Annotated in this window: 14 protein-coding genes; 11 read left to right on the top strand and 3 right to left on the bottom strand. The window is 67.0% G+C overall.

Translation table 11 applies throughout. The features are described 5' to 3' along the window. The first annotated feature begins 232 nt into the window (after nucleotides 1–232). The 11 genes from xdhA (at nucleotide 233) to ACO07J_RS06395 (ending at nucleotide 12222) form a co-directional block, all read left to right on the top strand. Nucleotides 233–1591, top strand: coding sequence for a xanthine dehydrogenase small subunit (xdhA, locus tag ACO07J_RS06445; RefSeq protein WP_422027394.1), 1359 nt, complete (start codon nucleotides 233–235; stop codon nucleotides 1589–1591). After that, nucleotides 1588–4020 (top strand): xanthine dehydrogenase molybdopterin binding subunit, encoded by a 2433-nt coding sequence (gene xdhB / locus ACO07J_RS06440; RefSeq protein ID WP_422027392.1) that lies wholly within the window; start codon nucleotides 1588–1590, stop codon nucleotides 4018–4020. The genes xdhA and xdhB overlap by 4 nt, the downstream gene beginning before the upstream one ends. After that, a complete protein-coding gene (gene xdhC / locus ACO07J_RS06435; RefSeq protein ID WP_422027390.1) occupies nucleotides 4010–4945 on the top strand; it encodes a xanthine dehydrogenase accessory protein XdhC in 936 nt (311 codons plus the stop codon). The genes xdhB and xdhC overlap by 11 nt, the downstream gene beginning before the upstream one ends. After that, complete coding sequence (locus ACO07J_RS06430; protein ID WP_422027388.1) at nucleotides 4942–6459, top strand: ABC transporter ATP-binding protein; 1518 nt, start codon at nucleotides 4942–4944, stop codon at nucleotides 6457–6459. The genes xdhC and ACO07J_RS06430 overlap by 4 nt, the downstream gene beginning before the upstream one ends. 122 nt (nucleotides 6460–6581) lie before the next feature. Then, entirely contained in the window at nucleotides 6582–7664 is a 1083-nt protein-coding gene (locus ACO07J_RS06425) for an ABC transporter permease (protein WP_422027387.1), read from the top strand. Continuing rightward, nucleotides 7664–8584 (top strand): ABC transporter permease, encoded by a 921-nt coding sequence (locus ACO07J_RS06420; RefSeq protein ID WP_422029723.1) that lies wholly within the window; start codon nucleotides 7664–7666, stop codon nucleotides 8582–8584. The genes ACO07J_RS06425 and ACO07J_RS06420 overlap by 1 nt, the downstream gene beginning before the upstream one ends. A 49-nt stretch (nucleotides 8585–8633) precedes the next feature. After that, the gene (locus ACO07J_RS06415) at nucleotides 8634–9707 is read left to right on the top strand and encodes a BMP family ABC transporter substrate-binding protein (protein ID WP_422027385.1); all 1074 of its coding nucleotides are present in this window, start codon (nucleotides 8634–8636) and stop codon (nucleotides 9705–9707) included. A 136-nt stretch (nucleotides 9708–9843) separates the two neighbouring features. Then, complete coding sequence (locus ACO07J_RS06410) at nucleotides 9844–10080, top strand: hypothetical protein (protein WP_422027383.1); 237 nt, start codon at nucleotides 9844–9846, stop codon at nucleotides 10078–10080. Nucleotides 10081–10140: 60 nt separating this feature from the next. Continuing rightward, entirely contained in the window at nucleotides 10141–10611 is a 471-nt protein-coding gene (locus ACO07J_RS06405; RefSeq protein ID WP_422027381.1) for a GNAT family N-acetyltransferase, read from the top strand. A 157-nt stretch (nucleotides 10612–10768) separates the two neighbouring features. Next, nucleotides 10769–11434, top strand: a complete 666-nt coding sequence (locus ACO07J_RS06400) for a DUF938 domain-containing protein (protein WP_422027379.1) — start codon at nucleotides 10769–10771, stop codon at nucleotides 11432–11434. Beyond that, a complete protein-coding gene (locus ACO07J_RS06395; RefSeq protein ID WP_422029721.1) occupies nucleotides 11431–12222 on the top strand; it encodes a GH25 family lysozyme in 792 nt (263 codons plus the stop codon). Before ACO07J_RS06400 ends, ACO07J_RS06395 begins: the two co-directional genes overlap by 4 nt. Before the next feature lie 85 nt (nucleotides 12223–12307). Here the strand turns inward: ACO07J_RS06395 and ACO07J_RS06390 are convergent, their stop codons facing one another. From ACO07J_RS06390 to ACO07J_RS06380, 3 genes are all read right to left on the bottom strand, one after another. Continuing rightward, nucleotides 12308–13588: a DUF3422 family protein gene (locus ACO07J_RS06390; RefSeq protein WP_422027377.1), complete on the bottom strand. Its 1281-nt coding sequence runs from the start codon at nucleotides 13586–13588 to the stop codon at nucleotides 12308–12310. Between the two features lie 475 nt (nucleotides 13589–14063). Continuing rightward, nucleotides 14064–15497 (bottom strand): NAD(P)(+) transhydrogenase (Re/Si-specific) subunit beta, encoded by a 1434-nt coding sequence (locus ACO07J_RS06385; protein WP_422027375.1) that lies wholly within the window; start codon nucleotides 15495–15497, stop codon nucleotides 14064–14066. A gap of 14 nt (nucleotides 15498–15511) precedes the next feature. Beyond that, a complete protein-coding gene (locus tag ACO07J_RS06380) occupies nucleotides 15512–17086 on the bottom strand; it encodes a Re/Si-specific NAD(P)(+) transhydrogenase subunit alpha (RefSeq protein ID WP_422027373.1) in 1575 nt (524 codons plus the stop codon). Nucleotides 17087–17115: the final 29 nt, after the last annotated feature.

The following is a 17115-nucleotide window of genomic DNA, read 5'->3' as shown; positions in this document are numbered from 1 at the left end:
TTCCAAGGCAATCGGGGTTCGGCACGCTCAACCCGTTGATTTCCCTTGCGTCATTGACGCCGGGGAGCGCCCAGTTCCCCGCCGGATTGGCCGTTTCCGGGGCCCACTGAATCCTTGCCAAGCCGCGAATTGCGCGCATAGCCTTGATGCAAGGAAAGCCCGCGCCCCTCTACGCCGCATCGGGGGAGCGCACCAGAAAAGGGCGGAGGTAACGCGGCAGGCAGACGTGCTTATGGACATTTCCTTTCGGTTGAACGGGGAGGCCATCGATCTTGCCGGGGTGTCGCCCACCGAGACCCTGCTCGACTGGCTTCGCGAACGTCGGCGGCTGACCGGCACCAAGGAGGGCTGCAACGAGGGCGATTGCGGGGCCTGCACGGTGATGGTGAGCGATGCGCAGGGGGCGAAGGCGCTGAACGCCTGCATCCTGTTCCTGCCGCAGCTGCATGGCAAGGCGGTGCGCACGGTGGAGGGGATCAGCGGGCCGGATGGCACGCTGCACCCGGTGCAGCGGGCAATGATCGAGCATCACGGCTCGCAATGCGGGTTCTGCACGCCGGGGTTCATCGTTTCCATGGCGGTGGCGCATCTGAACGGCGAGACGGATTTCGACACGGCGCTGGCGGGCAACCTGTGCCGGTGTACCGGCTATGCGCCGATCATCCGGGCGGCGGAGGCGGCGGCGACCGAGCCGGTGCCGAAGTGGCTGCGCGAGAATATGGCGGCGGTGGCCCCTGCCCCGGCCTTGCCGGAAAGCTCGGACGAGTTGGCGGCGCTGCTGGAGCAGGCGCCGGAGACGGTGCTGGTGGCCGGCGCCACGGATGTGGGGCTTTGGGTGACCAAGCAGTTGCGGGAGCTGGCGCCGGTGGCGTTCCTGCACCGCTGCCGGGATTTGCAGCAGGTGGAGGAAAGCGAGGCCGGCCTGCGTGTGGGCGCGGGCGTGACGCTCGACCGGCTGATGCGGGAGATGCGCGGGCGGCATCCGTCCTTTGCCGAATTGATCCGGCGGTATGGCTCGGCCCAGGTGCGCGGGGCGGCAACGATTGGCGGGAATATCGCCAACGGCTCGCCCATCGGTGACGGGCCGCCGGCGCTGATCGCGCTGGGGGCGGTGTTGCACTTGCGGAAGGGGGATGTGCGGCGGGAGTTGCCGCTTGAGGATTTCTTCCTCGAGTATGGCAAGCAGGACCGGGCGCAGGGGGAGTTCGTCGAGGCGATCACCATCCCGGCACAGGCGGACCGGCTGCGCTGTTACAAGCTGTCGAAGCGGTTCGACCAGGATATCTCCGCCGTGTGCGGGTGTTTCAACATCACCGTCGAGGATGGCGTTGTGCGCGGGGCGCGGATTGCGTTCGGTGGCATGGCGGGGGTTCCGAAGCGGGCCAGCCATGTGGAGGCGGCGATTACGGGCCAGCCGTGGACGCTGGAGACGGTGGAGGCCGCGGCCGGGGCTTGGGAGAAGGATTTCACGCCGCTGTCGGACATGCGCGCCTCGGCCCGGTATCGGCTGGAGGGGGCGCGGAACCTGCTGACCCGGTATTTCCACGAGGATCAGGGGCAGGCGACGAGCGTGCTGGAGGTGTCGGCATGAGCGTGACGAAGCCCCTCCCGCATGACGCCGCCCCGCTGCACGTGACCGGGCAGGCAAGATACGTGGACGATATCCCGGCGCCGGCGGGGACGCTGCACCTGGCCTTCGGGCTGAGCGAGGTGGCGGCGGGGACGATCACCGGCATGGATCTTTCCGGGGTTCGCGCCGCGCCCGGGGTGGTCGCGGTGCTGACCGCCGATGACCTGGAGCGGGAGGCGGATACCTCGCCGTCCATACATGACGAGCCGTTGCTGGCGACGGGCGAGGTGCATTATGCCGGGCAGGCATTGTTTCTTGTCATCGCCGACAGCCACCTGAACGCGCGGAAGGCGGCGCGGAAGGCGACGGTGGAGATCGAGGCGCGTGCGCCGATCCTGACCATCGACGATGCCATTGCCGCCAAGAGCCATTTCGAGGACGGGCCGCGGCTCTACGAGAAGGGCGATGCGGGCAAGGCCATTGCCGGCGCGCCCCGTACCGTCGAGGGCACGCTGGAGATGGGCGGGCAGGAGCATTTCTACCTTGAGGGTCAGGCCGCCATGGCTCTGCCGCAGGAAGGCGGCGACATGGTGGTGATGTCCTCGACCCAGCACCCCAGCGAGATCCAGCACAAGGTGGCGCACGCCTTGGGCATCCCGATGCACGGCGTGCGGGTGGAATGCCGGCGGATGGGCGGCGGTTTTGGCGGGAAGGAGAGCCAGGGCAATGCGCTGGCGATTGCCTGTGCGCTGGGGGCGCAGCTGACGGGCCGGCCCTGCAAGATGCGCTATGACCGCGACGATGACATGATCATCACCGGCAAGCGGCACGATTTCCGGATCGCCTATCGCGTGGGGTTCGACGATGATGGCCGGGTTCTGGGGGTGGAGTTCACCCAGTACGCCCGCTGTGGCTGGAGCCAGGACCTGTCGCTGCCGGTGGCGGACCGGGCGATGCTGCATGCGGATAACGCGTATCACCTTGAGAACGCGCGGATATTGTCGCACCGGCTGAAGACCAACACGCAGTCGGCCACCGCCTTCCGGGGGTTCGGCGGGCCGCAGGGGATGATCGGGATCGAGCGGGTGATGGACCATATCGCCCATGAGCTGGGCCGCGACCCGCTGGAGGTGCGGCGGGTGAATTACTATGCCGCGCCGAAGAAGACAGGGCCGGGTACGGGACAGCGGTTCGGCGGGGACTTCTCGCCGGGGGCCAGCAGGGCCGGGCCGATCCCGGACGATATCGACCCGACCTCGCGCGGGGCGCAGGCGGAGATGCCGCCGGACGCGGCGCCGAAGCCACCCGCGGGCGTGCAGACCACGCCATACGGGCAGCCGGTCGAGGATTTCATCCTGCACGAGATGACCGATGCGCTCGTGGAACGCGCCGACTATCACGCGCGGCGCAAGGCGGTGGCGGAGTGGAATGCCGCGAATGCCGTGCTGAAGAAGGGCATCGCGCTGACGCCGGTGAAGTTCGGGATTTCCTTCACGCTGACCCATCTCAACCAGGCGGGCGCGCTGGTGCATGTCTATAACGACGGCTCGATCCACCTGAACCATGGCGGGACGGAGATGGGCCAAGGGCTGTTCCAGAAGGTGGCGCAGGTGGCCGCCGACAGGTTCGGGGTGCCGCAGGAGATGGTGCGGATCACCGCGACCGATACCGGCAAGGTGCCCAACACCTCGGCCACGGCGGCCAGTTCGGGGAGTGACCTGAACGGGATGGCGGTGAAGGCGGCCTGCGACACCATCCGCGAGCGTATGGCGGAGTTCCTGGCGGAGTATCACCAGGCGGAGCCCGCGACGGTGCGGTTCGAGGGTGGCAAGGTGTATGTGGGCGAGCATGAACGCAGTTTCGCCGAGGCGGCGAAGCTGGCCTATGAGCACCGGGTGAGCCTGTCCTCGACCGGGTTCTACAAGACGCCCAAGCTGGCCTGGGACCGCATTCGCGGCGAGGGCCGACCGTTCTTCTATTTCGCCTATGGGGCGGCTGTCACCGAGGTGGTGATCGACACGCTGACGGGCGAGAACCGGATCCTGCGGACGGATATCCTGCACGATGCGGGGGCCAGCCTGAACCCGGCGATCGATATCGGGCAGGTCGAGGGCGGTTACGTGCAGGGCGCGGGATGGCTGACGACGGAAGAGCTGGTGTGGAACGACAAGGGGCGGCTGACCACGCATGCGCCGTCGACCTACAAGATCCCCGCCTGTGGCGACCGGCCGGACGTGTTCAACGTGTCGCTCTGGGATGACGAGAACCGGGAGGAGACGATTTACCGGTCGAAGGCGGTGGGCGAGCCGCCCTTCATGCTGGGGATTTCGGCCTTTCTTGCACTGTCGGATGCGATTGCCAGTTGCGGCGAGGCCTATCCGGCGCTCGATGCGCCGGCGACGGCGGAGCGGGTGTTCCTGACGGTGGAACGGGTGCGTCATGGGGTTTGATCTGGAGAGCCTTTCCCGCGCCGTGGCCGCGCATGGGCGCGTGACGCGCGTGGTGATTGCGGCGACGCATGGCTCCTGCCCGAGGGAGACCGGGGCGGCGATGCTGGTCTGGGAGGACGGGCAGTCGGGCACGATCGGCGGTGGTGCGCTCGAGTACGAGCTGGCGCGGGCGGCGCGGGAGCAGGCGGTGGCCGTTCGGTTGAGCCGCCATGCGCTGGGGCCGGAGATGGGCCAGTGCTGTGGCGGGGCCGTGGAAGTGGTGAGCGAGGTGTATGACGCCGGGAGCCTGCCGCAGGCGGAGACGGTTGTCGCCCGCCCGGTCAGTGGCCCGGCGGCGATGCCGCTGTCGGTGAAGCGCCTGCTGGCGACCGCGCGAAACCAGGGGCGGCCGCCGGAGGCGCAGCTGCTCGATGGCTGGATGATCGAGCCGGTGGCGCGGCCCACGCGCGAGATATGGATCTGGGGCGCGGGCCATGTGGGGCGGGCGCTGGTCTCGGTGCTCGAGCCGCTGCCGGAGGTGCGGATCACCTGGGTCGATACGGCGCCCGACCGCTTTCCCGGGGAGGTTCCCGAGGGCGTGACCCCCCTGCCCGCGGCGGAGCCCGCGCGGCTGGTGCCACACGCGCCCAAGGACGCGCATCACCTGATCCTGACCTATTCCCATGCGCTCGACCTCGAGCTGTGTCATCAGCTGCTGACCCACGGCTTCGCCAGCGCGGGCCTAATCGGCTCGGCCACGAAATGGGCCCGGTTCCGAAAGCGCCTGACCGCGCTCGGGCATGGGCCCGATCAAATCGACGGCATCCGCTGCCCGATCGGCGACCCGTCCTTGGGCAAACACCCGCAGGCCATTGCGGTCGGCGTGGCGGCCGAGATACTGAGAAACGGGGCGCAAACCCGCCTCCAACAAGGAAAAATCGCGTGACAGGGACACTTCTGACAATCAAGGGCCTGACCAAGGCCTATCCGGGCGTCGTTGCCAATGACGACGTCTCGTTCGAGATCAAGGAGGGCGAGGTTCATGCCCTGCTTGGCGAAAACGGCGCCGGCAAGTCGACGCTGGTGAAGATGATCTACGGGCTGGTGAAACCGGACAGCGGCGCGATGACGCTGCGCGGCCAGCCCTTCACCCCGGCCGAGCCGCGCGCGGCGCGGGCCGCGGGGGTGGCGATGGTGTTCCAGCACTTCTCGCTCTTCGATGCGCTGAACGTGGCGGAGAATATCGCGCTGGGCATGGAGCACCCGCCGCAGATGCGCGACCTCGCGGCGCGGATCCGCGCGGTGTCGGAGACCTACGGGCTGCCGCTCGATCCCTATCGGACGGTGGGAGACCTGTCGGCGGGGGAACGGCAGCGGGTGGAGATCATCCGGTGCCTGTTGCAGGAGCCGAAGCTCCTGATCATGGACGAGCCCACCTCGGTTCTGACGCCGCAGGAGGTGGAGATCCTGTTCGAGACGCTGCGGAAGCTGACCGGGGAAGGCGTGGCGATCCTTTACATTTCGCACAAGCTGGAGGAAATCCGCGCCCTTTGCGATCACGCGACGATCCTGCGGCTGGGCAAGAACGTGGGCACCTGCGTGCCGGCGGAGACCTCGGCGCGGGAGATGGCGGAGCTGATGGTGGGCTCGGCCTTCGAGGCGCCGGAACGTGCCGGGCGTGCGCTTGGCGACGTGGCGCTGGATATCTCGGGGCTGTCGGTCAAGTCGCCCTCGGCCTTCGGCACCTCGCTGAAGAACATCCACCTGACGGTGCAGCAGGGCGAGATCCTCGGGATCGGCGGGGTCGCGGGCAACGGGCAGGACGAATTGCTGGCGGTGCTGTCGGGGGAGTTGAAGACCCATCCCGACGCGATCCGCCTGCTTGGTCAGCCGGTCGGCCGGCTGGGGCCGACGGCGCGGCGCGAGCTGGGCCTGCTGGCGGCGCCCGAGGAGCGGCTGGGCCATGCGGCGGCGCCCGACATGAGCCTGATCGAGAACGGCGTGCTGACGGCGGCGCAGCGGGAGAACCTGCTGAACCGCGGCTTCCTGAAATGGGGCGCGGCGCGGAGCTTTGCCGAGAAGGTGATCGAAAGCTTCGACGTGCGCACGCCCGGCCCGGACAACGCGGCACGGTCGCTGTCGGGTGGGAACCTGCAGAAATTCGTGATCGGCCGGGAGATGCTGCAACGGCCCAAGGTGCTGGTGGTGAACCAGCCCACCTGGGGTGTCGATGCCGCGGCCGCGGCGGCCATCCGGCAGGCGCTGCTGGACCTGGCCGCCGAGGGCGCGGCGATCGTCTGCATCAGCCAGGACCTCGACGAGCTGATGGAAATCTCCGACCGGTTCGGGGCGCTGAACGAGGGGCGGCTGTCGGATATCCGGCCCGCCAAGGGCCTGACGGTCGAGGAGATCGGGCTGATGATGGGCGGTGCCCACGGGATGGAGGTGTCGCATGCCTGAGCGTCGGGAAAAGAGATTTCATGCCTCCGGCGGGGATATTTCGGGCCAGAAGAAGCCCGGGCGCGGTGCCCTGTTTCTTCCGGCGGGACAATATCCAGGGACAATGTTGAAGGAGGCGTGGCATGCTGAAGCTTGAGAAACGGCCGCAGCCGTCGCGGCTCTGGACTTACCTGACGCCGGTGGTGGCCGTGGTGATCACCATGATCGCGGGCGGCGCGCTGTTCGCGCTTCTGGGCAAGAACCCGGTCGAGGCGATCGGGACGATCTTCTGGGAGCCGCTGTTCGGCGAGTTCGCGTTCTATTACCGGCCGCAATTGCTGGTGAAGGGGGCGCCGCTGATCCTGATCGCCATCGGTCTCAGCCTGGGGTTCCGGGCGGGGATCTGGAATATCGGGGCGGAGGGGCAGTATATCATCGGCGCGCTGACCGGCGCCGGGGTGGGGCTGGCCTTCTACCCGATGGAGGCGTGGTTCATCTTTCCGCTGATGGTGATCGCGGGGGCGCTGGGCGGCTGGGCCTGGGCGATGATCCCGGCGCTCTTGAAGGTGCGGTTCGGGACGAACGAGATCCTGGTATCGCTGATGCTGGTCTACGTGGCCGAGCAGTTGCTGGCGAAGATGTCGCTGGGGCTGTTGCGGAACCCGGAGGGCCACGGATTTCCGGGCTCGCGGAACCTGCAGCAATACGAGTCCGCCTATAATGGCGAGGTGATTGCCGGGACCGGGATGCACTGGGGCGTGCTGGCCGCGTTCCTGGCGGTGATCCTGGCCTATGTGCTGCTGAACCGGCATATCCTGGGCTATCACATCCGGCTGACCGGCGAGGCGCCGCGGGCGGCGCGGTTCGCGGGCGTCAACCCGGCGCGGCTGATCCTGTTCTGCCTGGGCACCGCGGGTGCTCTGGCCGGGATGGCGGGAATGTTCGAGGTGTCGGGCCCGTCGGGGCAGGTGAGCATCGATTTCAACGTGGGCTATGGGTTCACCGCGATCATCGTGGCCTTCCTCGGGCGGCTGCACCCGATCGGCATCCTGTTTGCCGGGCTGTTGATGGCGCTCACCTATATCGGGGGCGAGATCGCGCAGTCGAACCTCGGCCTGCCGGCCGCCGCCATCCAGATGTTCCAGGGGATGCTTCTGTTCTTCCTGCTGGCCGTCGACCTGCTCACCAATTTCCGTATCCGGATCAAGACAGCGGAGGCCGCGTGATGGACCTTTCTTCGATCAACCCCGCCCTTCTCGTGGCCTCGCTGCTTGTCGCGGCGACGCCGATCCTGCTGGCCGCGATCGGCGAGCTGGTGGTGGAGCGCTCGGGCGTTCTGAACCTCGGGGTCGAGGGGATGATGATCACCGGGGCGATCTGCGGCTTTGCCGTGTCGGTCGAGACCGGCTCGCCTGCCCTGGGCTTCCTGCTGGCGGCCCTGGGCGGCGCGGTGCTGGCGCTGCTTTTCGCGCTGCTGACGCAGGTGGCGCTGGCCAACCAGGTGGCGAGCGGGCTGGCGCTGACGCTGTTCGGGCTGGGCCTCAGTTCGCTGATGGGGCAAGGCTATGTCGGGATCAAGCCGCCGCCGACGCCCAAGCTGGATATCCCGGTGCTGAGCGACCTGCCCTTCATCGGCCGCGTGGTGTTTTCCCATGACCTGATGGTCTATTTCGCGCTGGCGCTGGTCGCCGCGGTCTGGGCCACGCTGAAATACACCCGTGTCGGGCTGATCCTGCGGGCGGTGGGCGAGAACCACGATGCCGCGCACGCGCTGGGCTACAAGGTGGTGCGCGTGCGGCTGATGGCGATCCTGTTCGGGGGCGCCTGTGCGGGCCTCGGCGGGGCCTATATCAGCCTCGTGCGCGTGCCGCAGTGGACCGAGGGCATGACGGCGGGCGCGGGCTGGATCGCGCTGGCGCTGGTGGTGTTCGCAAGCTGGAAGGCGGGGCGCGTCCTGCTCGGCGCGTGGCTTTTCGGCGGGGTCACGGTGCTGCAGCTCAACCTGCAGGCCGCGGGTGTCGCCATCCCGGTGGAGTATCTTTCGATGTCGCCCTACTTGATCACCATCGTCGTGCTGGTCATCATGTCGGCGGACAAATCGCGCGCGCCCGCATCCCTGGGCCGCGTCTTCCACGCCTCGTCCTGAGGCAGACGGCAACGCAACACGCACGACACCAACAACACGGGAGACCTCAATGACACTTACCAGACTTCTCACCGGCGCCGCGCTGGCGCTTGGCCTCGCCACCACGGCGGTGGCGCAGGACAAGACCAAGGTCGGCTTCATCTACGTGGGCCCGATCGGCGACGGCGGCTGGACCTTCGAGCATGACAAGGGCCGGCTGGCCATCGAGGAGCATTTCGGCGACAAGGTCGAGACGGTCTACCAGGAAAGCGTGCCCGAGGGCGCGGATGCCGAGCGGGCGATCACCCAGATGGCGCTTCAGGGGGCCGACCTGATCTTTACCACGTCCTTCGGCTACATGGACCCGACAGTGAACGTGGCCAAGAAGTTCCCGGACGTGAAGTTCGAACATGCCACCGGCTACAAGACCGCCGACAATGTCAGCACCTACTCGGCCCGGTTCTATGAAGGCCGCGCCGTGCAGGGGCATATCGCCGGCAAGATGACGGAATCGAACATCATCGGCTACATCGCCTCCTTCCCCATTCCGGAGGTGATCCGTGGCATCAACTCGGCCTATATCCACGCCAAGAAAGTCAACCCGGACGTGCAGTTCAAGATCATCTGGGCCTATACCTGGTTCGATCCGGCGAAAGAGGCCGATGCCGCTACCGCGCTGATCGAACAGGGCGCCGACGTGATCCTGCAGCACACCGATTCGACCGCGCCGCAGGCCGCCGCCGAGAAGGCCGGGAACGTCATCACCTTCGGGCAGGCCTCGGACATGGCCGAGTACAAGCCGAAACCGCGGGTGAGCTCGATCATCGACAACTGGGCGCCCTACTATATCGAGCGCACCCAGGCGGTGATGGACGGCACCTGGGAGAGCAAGCAGACCTGGGACGGGATCGGCCCGGGCATGGTCGAGATCGGCGAGATCACCGATGCGGTGCCTGCCGAGGTGAAGGAAGAGGCGCTGGCCCTGAAGGAGTCGATGGCCAATGGCGAGTATCACCCCTTCACCGGCCCGCTGAAGAAGCAGGACGGCTCGGACTGGCTGGCCGAGGGCGAGACGGCGGATGACGGCACGCTCTTGGGCATGGATTTCTACGTCGAGGGGCTGACGGGCGAGATCCCGCAGTAAGGCGGGACGTTCGCGAGACAAGGCAGGGCCCCGCCGGTTTGGCGGGGCCTGTTGCGTTTGGGGGTGTCGTTCAAGGGGGTCGTTGACCTGCGCGGTCGAGGGAGTACGCTGACGAAATGATCCGAAAGAGCGACAGATGACCGGACGGGTGCTTTCCCTTTTATGCCTCGGGCTGTCCGGCGCGTTCGGATACCTCTGCTATGTCCAGTATTTCCGATGGCGTCACTGTTTCAACGAGCTGGGCCGCTGTTTCGATGCGGAGTCGGGCGTGGTGTACCGGGAGCAATCGGGACTTGCATGGCTGTCGCTGGCCCTCCTGTCACTCGGGGCGGCGCTGTATCTTTTCTGGCGGGCAAGGACGCCGGGGCGGTAGGCGGGTCACGCGGACGAAATAGCCATTTCCATTGCCGCGCCAAGCCGCTAGATCGCGCCCATGACAATACGCGATTACAAGCCCGACGATGCCGCCGTACTGGTCGAAGTGTTTCACCAGTCGGTCCATGCCATTGGACGCAAGGATTACAGTGCGGCCCAGGTCGATGCCTGGAGCCCGGCCCCCGTGCCCGCGGACAGGTTTCATGCCCGTGTGTCCGATGGACGCTCGGTCTTTGTCGCCGTCGATGACGACGGGACGCCGATTGGTTTTGTCGAGTTGGAAGGCGACGGTCATATCGACCTGTTTTACTGCCACCCGGATCATGCCGGGAGCGGTGTGGGCAAAGCTCTCTACGACCGGCTGGAAAGGGCGGCGCTGGAGGCGGGGTTGTCGCGCCTCTATGTCGAGGCGAGCGAAGCGGCCCGCAGGTTCTTTCTTCGGGCCGGGTTTGCCGTTGTCAGGCGTCGGGATTTCGAGCGGAACAACGTGCAGATCCACAATTACCTGATGGAAAAAACCTTCGGCTGAGGGGGCGCGGCGGCCATCGGCCCCGGATGGCGCATCGCGTCGGATCGCTCCCGCGTGCATGGGCCTGCCGGTTCGGCGGGCCTCTCTTTTTTACGGGGCCGCCGCTTGAAAATGTCCCGGCCCCGGCTATCGTGAATGGCCAACCGGGGGAGATTTCATGCCGCAACGACACCTGCCTGCAGAGCTTGCCTCGGTCGCCGAGCCGGGCGGGGACGCGCGGCTGTCGGCGCCGTCGGCGTTGCGCAATGCCGGGCCGATCACGGATTTGCTGCGGGCCCATGCGCCGGCGGAGGGCCGGGCGCTGGAGATTGCCAGCGGGACAGGCCAGCACGTGCTGGCCTTCGCGCGGGCGTTTCCGGGGCTGACGTGGCAGCCGACAGAGATCGCGGCCGAGCGGCGGGCCAGCATCGACGCCTGGGCGACGACGGAAGGACTGGCCAATATCCGGCCCGCCATCGCGCTCGATGCCACCGCGCCGGGCTGGGCCGATGCGCAAGGCGGGCAGGACCTGATCGTGCTGGTCAACCTGCTGCACCTGATCAGCACGCCCGAGGCGCAGGCCATCGTCACCGAGGTCGCGCGGGCGCTGGCGCCGGGCGGGCGGTTCGTCCTTTACGGCCCCTTCCTGCGCGACGGCGAGGCCACGTCGGAGGGCGATGCCAGCTTCGACGCCAGCCTGCGCGCCAGTGATCCGGAGGTCGGCTACAAGGACGATTTCACCACCATCGACTGGCTGCACGCGGCGGGGCTGACGCTCGTCGACGTGGTCGAGATGCCTGCCAACAACCTTGCGTTCGTCACGCAACGCGCCCCGGAGACCTGACCATGCCCCGCCTTGCCGCTTCGCTGCTGTCGCTGATCCTGCTGGCCGGTGTCGCCCTGCCCGGGGTGGTGCTGGCGCAACAGCAGGTGATCGCGGTCCGGTCGGCCGAGTTCGACGATCGCGACCCGGTGGATTTCGGGCGCAACGGGCCGGATCGCTACCCGGTGCACGGGATCGACGTGGCCCGTTACCAGGGCACGGTCGACTGGCACGCGGCGGCGCGGGCCGGGGTCAACTTCGCCTTCATCAAGGCGACGGAGGGCGGTGACCTTCTGGATTCGGAATTCGCGCAGAACTGGCTGATGTCGGGCCGCGCGGGGGTGCTGCGCGGGGCCTACCACTTCTACTATTTCTGCACCGATGCCGAGACGCAGGCGAAATGGTTCATCCGCAACGTGCCGCGTCAGAAGGGCGCCCTGCCCCCGGTTCTGGACATGGAGTGGAACCACCTGTCGCCCACCTGCCAGAAACGGCCCTCCGGGTCGGTTGTCCGGAGCGAGATGAAGATCTTCCTCGACATGCTGCACCGGCATTACGGCCAGCGGCCGGTGGTTTATACCACCCCGCAATTCTACAAGGACGCGGGGCTTCACCGCCTGACGCAGGAGGAATTCTGGCTGCGGTCGGTGGCCAGGCCCCTCGACCAGGTCTATCCCGGCCAGCGCTGGAGCTTCTGGCAGTATAGCGGCACGGGGGTCGTTCCGGGCCTGAAGGGCGATGTGGATCTCAACGCCTTTGCCGGGTCGCGGCAGGCCTGGGCGCAATGGGTCGGGCTGCGGCAGCAGTAGCGGGCCGGTGTGCGGGTGGAGGCCGCGGGACGCTCCGGCGGGAGTATTTGGGGAACAATGAAAGCTGGGGGTTCGCCTTGGCGGGTCAGTGGAACTTGTTGCGGATGCGGCGGACGAGAAGCCAGACGGCGGCGACGACCGGCAGGGTCACGGCGGCGGTGATCAGCCCCTTGCTGACGCCCAGCACGCCCGTCAGCGGGTAAAGCAGGTAGCCCGCCAGCGACACGGCATAGTAGCTGATGGCGACCACCGACAGCCCCTCGACCGTCTTCTGCAGGCGAAGCTGCAGGTCGGCGCGCCGGTCCATGCTTTCCAGCAGCGCCTGGTTCTGGGCGCTGCGTTCGACATCGACCCGGGTGCGCAGCAACTCGCCCGCGCGGCGGGCGCGATCGGCCATGGCGCGCAGGCGGCCCTGGGCCGAGCGGACGGTGCGCATGGCCGGGTCGTAGCGGCGCATCATGAACTCGGCAAAGGTCTGGCGGCCCTTGAAGCGCTCCTCCCGCAGGACCGAGATGCGCTGGTTGACGATGGTCTCGTAGGCCTCGGTCGCGCCGAAGCGGAAGGAGCTTTGCGTCACCATCGCCTCGAGCTCGGCGGAGATGTCGAGCAGGTCGGGCAGCGTTTCCTCGGCCTTCTTCTCGCCGCCGGTCATGTCGCCGATCATGGCGCGCATCCGGTTCTCCAGCTCGCCCATCCGCGGGCTGAGCTCGCCCACGCGGGAGAAGCCCAGCATCGACATCGACTTGTAGGTCTCGATCTCGCAGAGGCGCTGCATGATCCGGCCCACCCGGCGCGGGCCGGTTTCGGGCGAGACGCTGATCAGCAGGCGCTGGTGGCCCGCCGGGTCGATGCGGAAATCGCCGGCGATGACGGCGGCGTTGTCGAGCACCCGGGCCACGGCCACGCTGTCGGGCACGAACCACTCGGCGATATCGGCGCTGAGCGCCTCGTCATCCTTGAGCGGCTGGATGCGGATCAGCGCCGAGGTGATGCGAAGGCCCGGCGCCTCGGCCAGCCAGTCGGCGGGGAATACCTCGAAATCCGCCGGGTCGAAGGGGCGCTTGCCCTGCCCTTCGGAGAAGGCGGTGTAGGTCACGAACTCGGTATGGCTTTCCCATTTCAGCGTGTGCCGCCCGATGGTGCCGGAATAGTGCGTGTCGCCGAGCCGGGGATGGGCCGCGCCGTGCCGGTCGAGCAGCGCCACGAGATGGGCCATGTCGGCGGCCCGGTCGCGGCCGGCGGCGCGGTGTTCCTGCTTGATGGCGAGGAAGACGGCGGTGGACGGCACGCTCAGCGCCGGGAACGGGCGGGCGTGCAGCTCGTTGGCGAGGCCGTAGCGGAGGGGATGGTCCTTGATCGGTGGCATGGGCCCGGGTTTTCCGTGATGTCACGGGCAAACTACGACACCGGGCCGCTGAAGGGAACAGATTTATTCGCAGGTTCAATAGGTTAGATGAATACTGCCGTATGCAATCCGTTTTCGGGCCAGCGAATGGCAACGGGGCGCCGGATCCTCGCCGCCGCCCCGTGGTGGTTTTCGCCGAATATGGCTCAGGCCGCTTTCTTGAGGGCCTTCTTGGCCTTCTTGAGCTTTGTTTCCTGACGCGCGAGTTTCTTCTTGCGCGAGGCGACTTCCTGTTTGAGTGCCTTGATCTTGGCTTTCTTGGCCATGTGATGTCCTTTCCTCATGTGGCGCCGCTGGTCAAGCTGTGCGGCGCATATGCGTTTGATATACCGTGTATATACGAAAAGCCACCCCCCGGTGGCAAAAAACTGCCCCCGAAACGAAACGGGCACGGGGGTTTTCGCCCCCGTGCCCGCATGGTCCGCATGGGACCGGATCAGTCGATCAGGCCGATCAGCTTGGTCACGCTGTCCTTGGCGTCGCCGTAGAACATGCGCGTGTTGTCCTTGTAGAAGAGCGGGTTCTCGATGCCGGAATACCCGGTGCCCTGCCCGCGCTTCGAGACGAAGACGGTCTTGGCCTTCCAGACCTCCAGCACCGGCATGCCGGCGATGGGGCTGTTGGGGTCTTCCTGGGCGGCCGGGTTCACGATGTCGTTCGAGCCGATGACGATCACCACGTCCGTTTCCGGGAAGTCGTCGTTGATCTCCTCCATCTCGAGGACAATGTCGTAGGGCACCCGCGCCTCGGCCAGCAGCACGTTCATGTGGCCGGGCAGACGGCCCGCGACCGGGTGGATGCCGAAGCGGACGGTCTTGCCCTTGGCGCGCAGCTTGTTGGTCAGCTCGCTGACCGCCTGCTGGGCCTGCGCCACCGCCATGCCGTAGCCCGGCACGATGATCACGCTGTCGGCCTCGTTGAGCGCGTTGGCCACGCCGTCGGCCTCGATGGCGACCTGTTCGCCCTCGATTTCCGCCGCCGGGCCGCCATCGTTGCCGAAGCCGCCGAGGATCACACTGATGAACGAGCGGTTCATCGCCTTGCACATGATGTAGCTGAGGATGGCCCCCGAGGAGCCCACCAGCGCGCCCACCACGATCAGCAGGTCATTGCCGAGCGAGAAGCCGATGGCGGCGGCCGCCCAGCCCGAGTAGCTGTTCAGCATCGACACCACGACCGGCATGTCGGCGCCGCCGATGCCCATGATCAAGTGGTAGCCGATGAAGAGCGCCATGGCCGTCATCAGCAGGAGCGGGAAGAAGTCGCCGCTGTTGAGATACCAGATCAGGCAGATCACCGAGATGATCGCGGCACCGGCGTTGAGCATGTGCCCGCCCGGCAGCTTCTCGGCCTTGGAGCTGACCCTGCCCGCCAGTTTGCCGAAGGCGATGACCGAGCCGGTGAAGGTGACCGCGCCGATGAAGACGCCGAGGAACAGCTCGACCCGGAGGATGTTGATCTCCACCTGCGTCTTCTTGGCGACGAGCGCCGCGAAGCCCTTGAGGGTGGAGTAGGTGTCGGCCTCCATCGCCATGACGCGGCCGATCTCGATATCGGCGTTGAAGCCCACGAAGACCGCGGCGAGGCCGACCAGCGAGTGCATGGCCGCGACGAGTTGCGGCATCTCGGTCATCTGCACGCGCTTGGCGACATAGACCCCGATCACGCCGCCCGCGGCGACGAGGATCAGCGACAGCAGCCACAGGCCCGAGCCCGGCCCGATGAGCGTGGCCAGCACCGCCAGCCCCATGCCGACGATCCCGTACCAGACCGCGCGCTTGGCGCTTTCCTGCCCCGACAGCCCCCCGAGCGAGAGGATGAAGAGAACGGCGGCCACGACATAGGCCGCAATGGTAAATCCGAATTCCATCTCTCAGGCCTCCTTCAGGACTTCTGGAACATGGCGAGCATGCGCCGGGTGACGAGGAAGCCGCCGAAGATGTTGATCCCGGCCATGAAGACCGAAAGCGCGGCGAGCAGGATGACGATGAACGAGCCCGAGCCGATCTGCATCAAGGCGCCGAGGATGATGATCGACGAAATGGCATTCGTGACCGCCATCAGGGGCGTGTGCAGGGAGTGGGAGACGCCCCAGATGACCTGGAAGCCCACGAAGACGGCCAGCACGAAGACGATGAAGTGCTGCATGAAGCTGGCGGGCGCGTAGAGCCCGGCGAGCAGCACGAGCGCGCCGCCGATGGCGAGCAGCGTGACCTGGTTCTTGGTCTGCTGCTTGAAGGCCGCGACTTCCTGGGCGCGGCGTTCCTCGGCGGTCAGCTCCTTCGGCTTTTCCTTGGGTTTCTGGGCCGCGATGGCCTGGACCTTGGGCGGTGGCGGCGGCCAGGTGATCTCGCCCTGGTGGGTGACGGTCGAGCCGCGGATGACGTCATCCTCCATGTCATGGACCGGCTTGCCGTCCTTCTCGGGCGTCAGGTCGGTCATCATGTGGCGGATGTTGGTGGCGTAGAGCGTCGAGCTTTGCGTGGCCATCCGGCTGGGGAAGTCGGTGTAGCCGACGATGGTGACGCCGTTGTCAGTGACGATCTTCTCGTCTGCTTGCGTCAGCTCGCAGTTGCCGCCCCGCTCGGCGGCGAGGTCGACGATGACGGAGCCGGGCTTCATCGCCTCGACCATGTCCTTGGTCCACAGGACCGGCGCGGGCCGGTTGGGGATGAGCGCCGTGGTGATGACGATATCCACCTCGGGGGCGAGTTCACGGAACTTCTCGAGCTGCTTTTCCTGGAACTCGGGGCTCGACGGCGCGGCATAGCCGCCGGTGGAGGAGCCGTCCTTCTGCTCTTCCTCGAAGTCGAGATAGACGAACTCGGCGCCCATCGATTCGATCTGCTCGGCCACTTCGGGGCGCACGTCGAAGGCGTAGGTGATGGCGCCCAGCGAGGTGGAGGTGCCGATGGCGGCAAGGCCCGCCACACCGGCGCCGACGACGAGGACGCGGGCGGGGGCGACCTTGCCCGCCGCCGTGACCTGCCCGGTCATCAGGCGGGGGAAGTTGTTGGCCGCCTCGATCACCGCGCGGTAGCCGGCGATATTGGCCATGGAGCTGAGCGCGTCCATCTTCTGGGCACGGCTGATCCGCGGCACCATTTCCATGGCGATGACGGTGGCGCCCTTGGACTTGGCCAGTTCCAGCCCCTCTTCGTTGCCGCCGGGGTTGAAGAAGGTGATCAGCGTCTGGTCCTTGCGCAGCCGCTTGAGCTCGGTCTCGGTGGGGACGCGCACCTTGGCGACGATATCGGCGGCCTTCCACAGCGCGGCCGGTGTCTTGATGATCTCGACGCCCGCGGCCTCGTAATCGGCATCCTTGAAGCCGGCGTTCAGGCCCGCCCCGGTTTCTATGGCGCAGTCATAGCCCAGCTTCTGGAGCTGCAACGCCGAGTCCGGCGTCATCGCGACCCGGTTCTCGCCCTTCAGAACTTCCTTTGGCGTTCCGATCTTCAATGTCTCATTCCCCTTGCTGTCAAAGGACC

It is taken from the genome of Roseovarius sp., from assembly GCF_965228755.1.
GTDB lineage: Bacteria > Pseudomonadota > Alphaproteobacteria > Rhodobacterales > Rhodobacteraceae > Roseovarius.
Note: the sequence above shows the minus strand (reverse complement) of the source record. Positions and strands in the feature narration are given on the sequence as shown.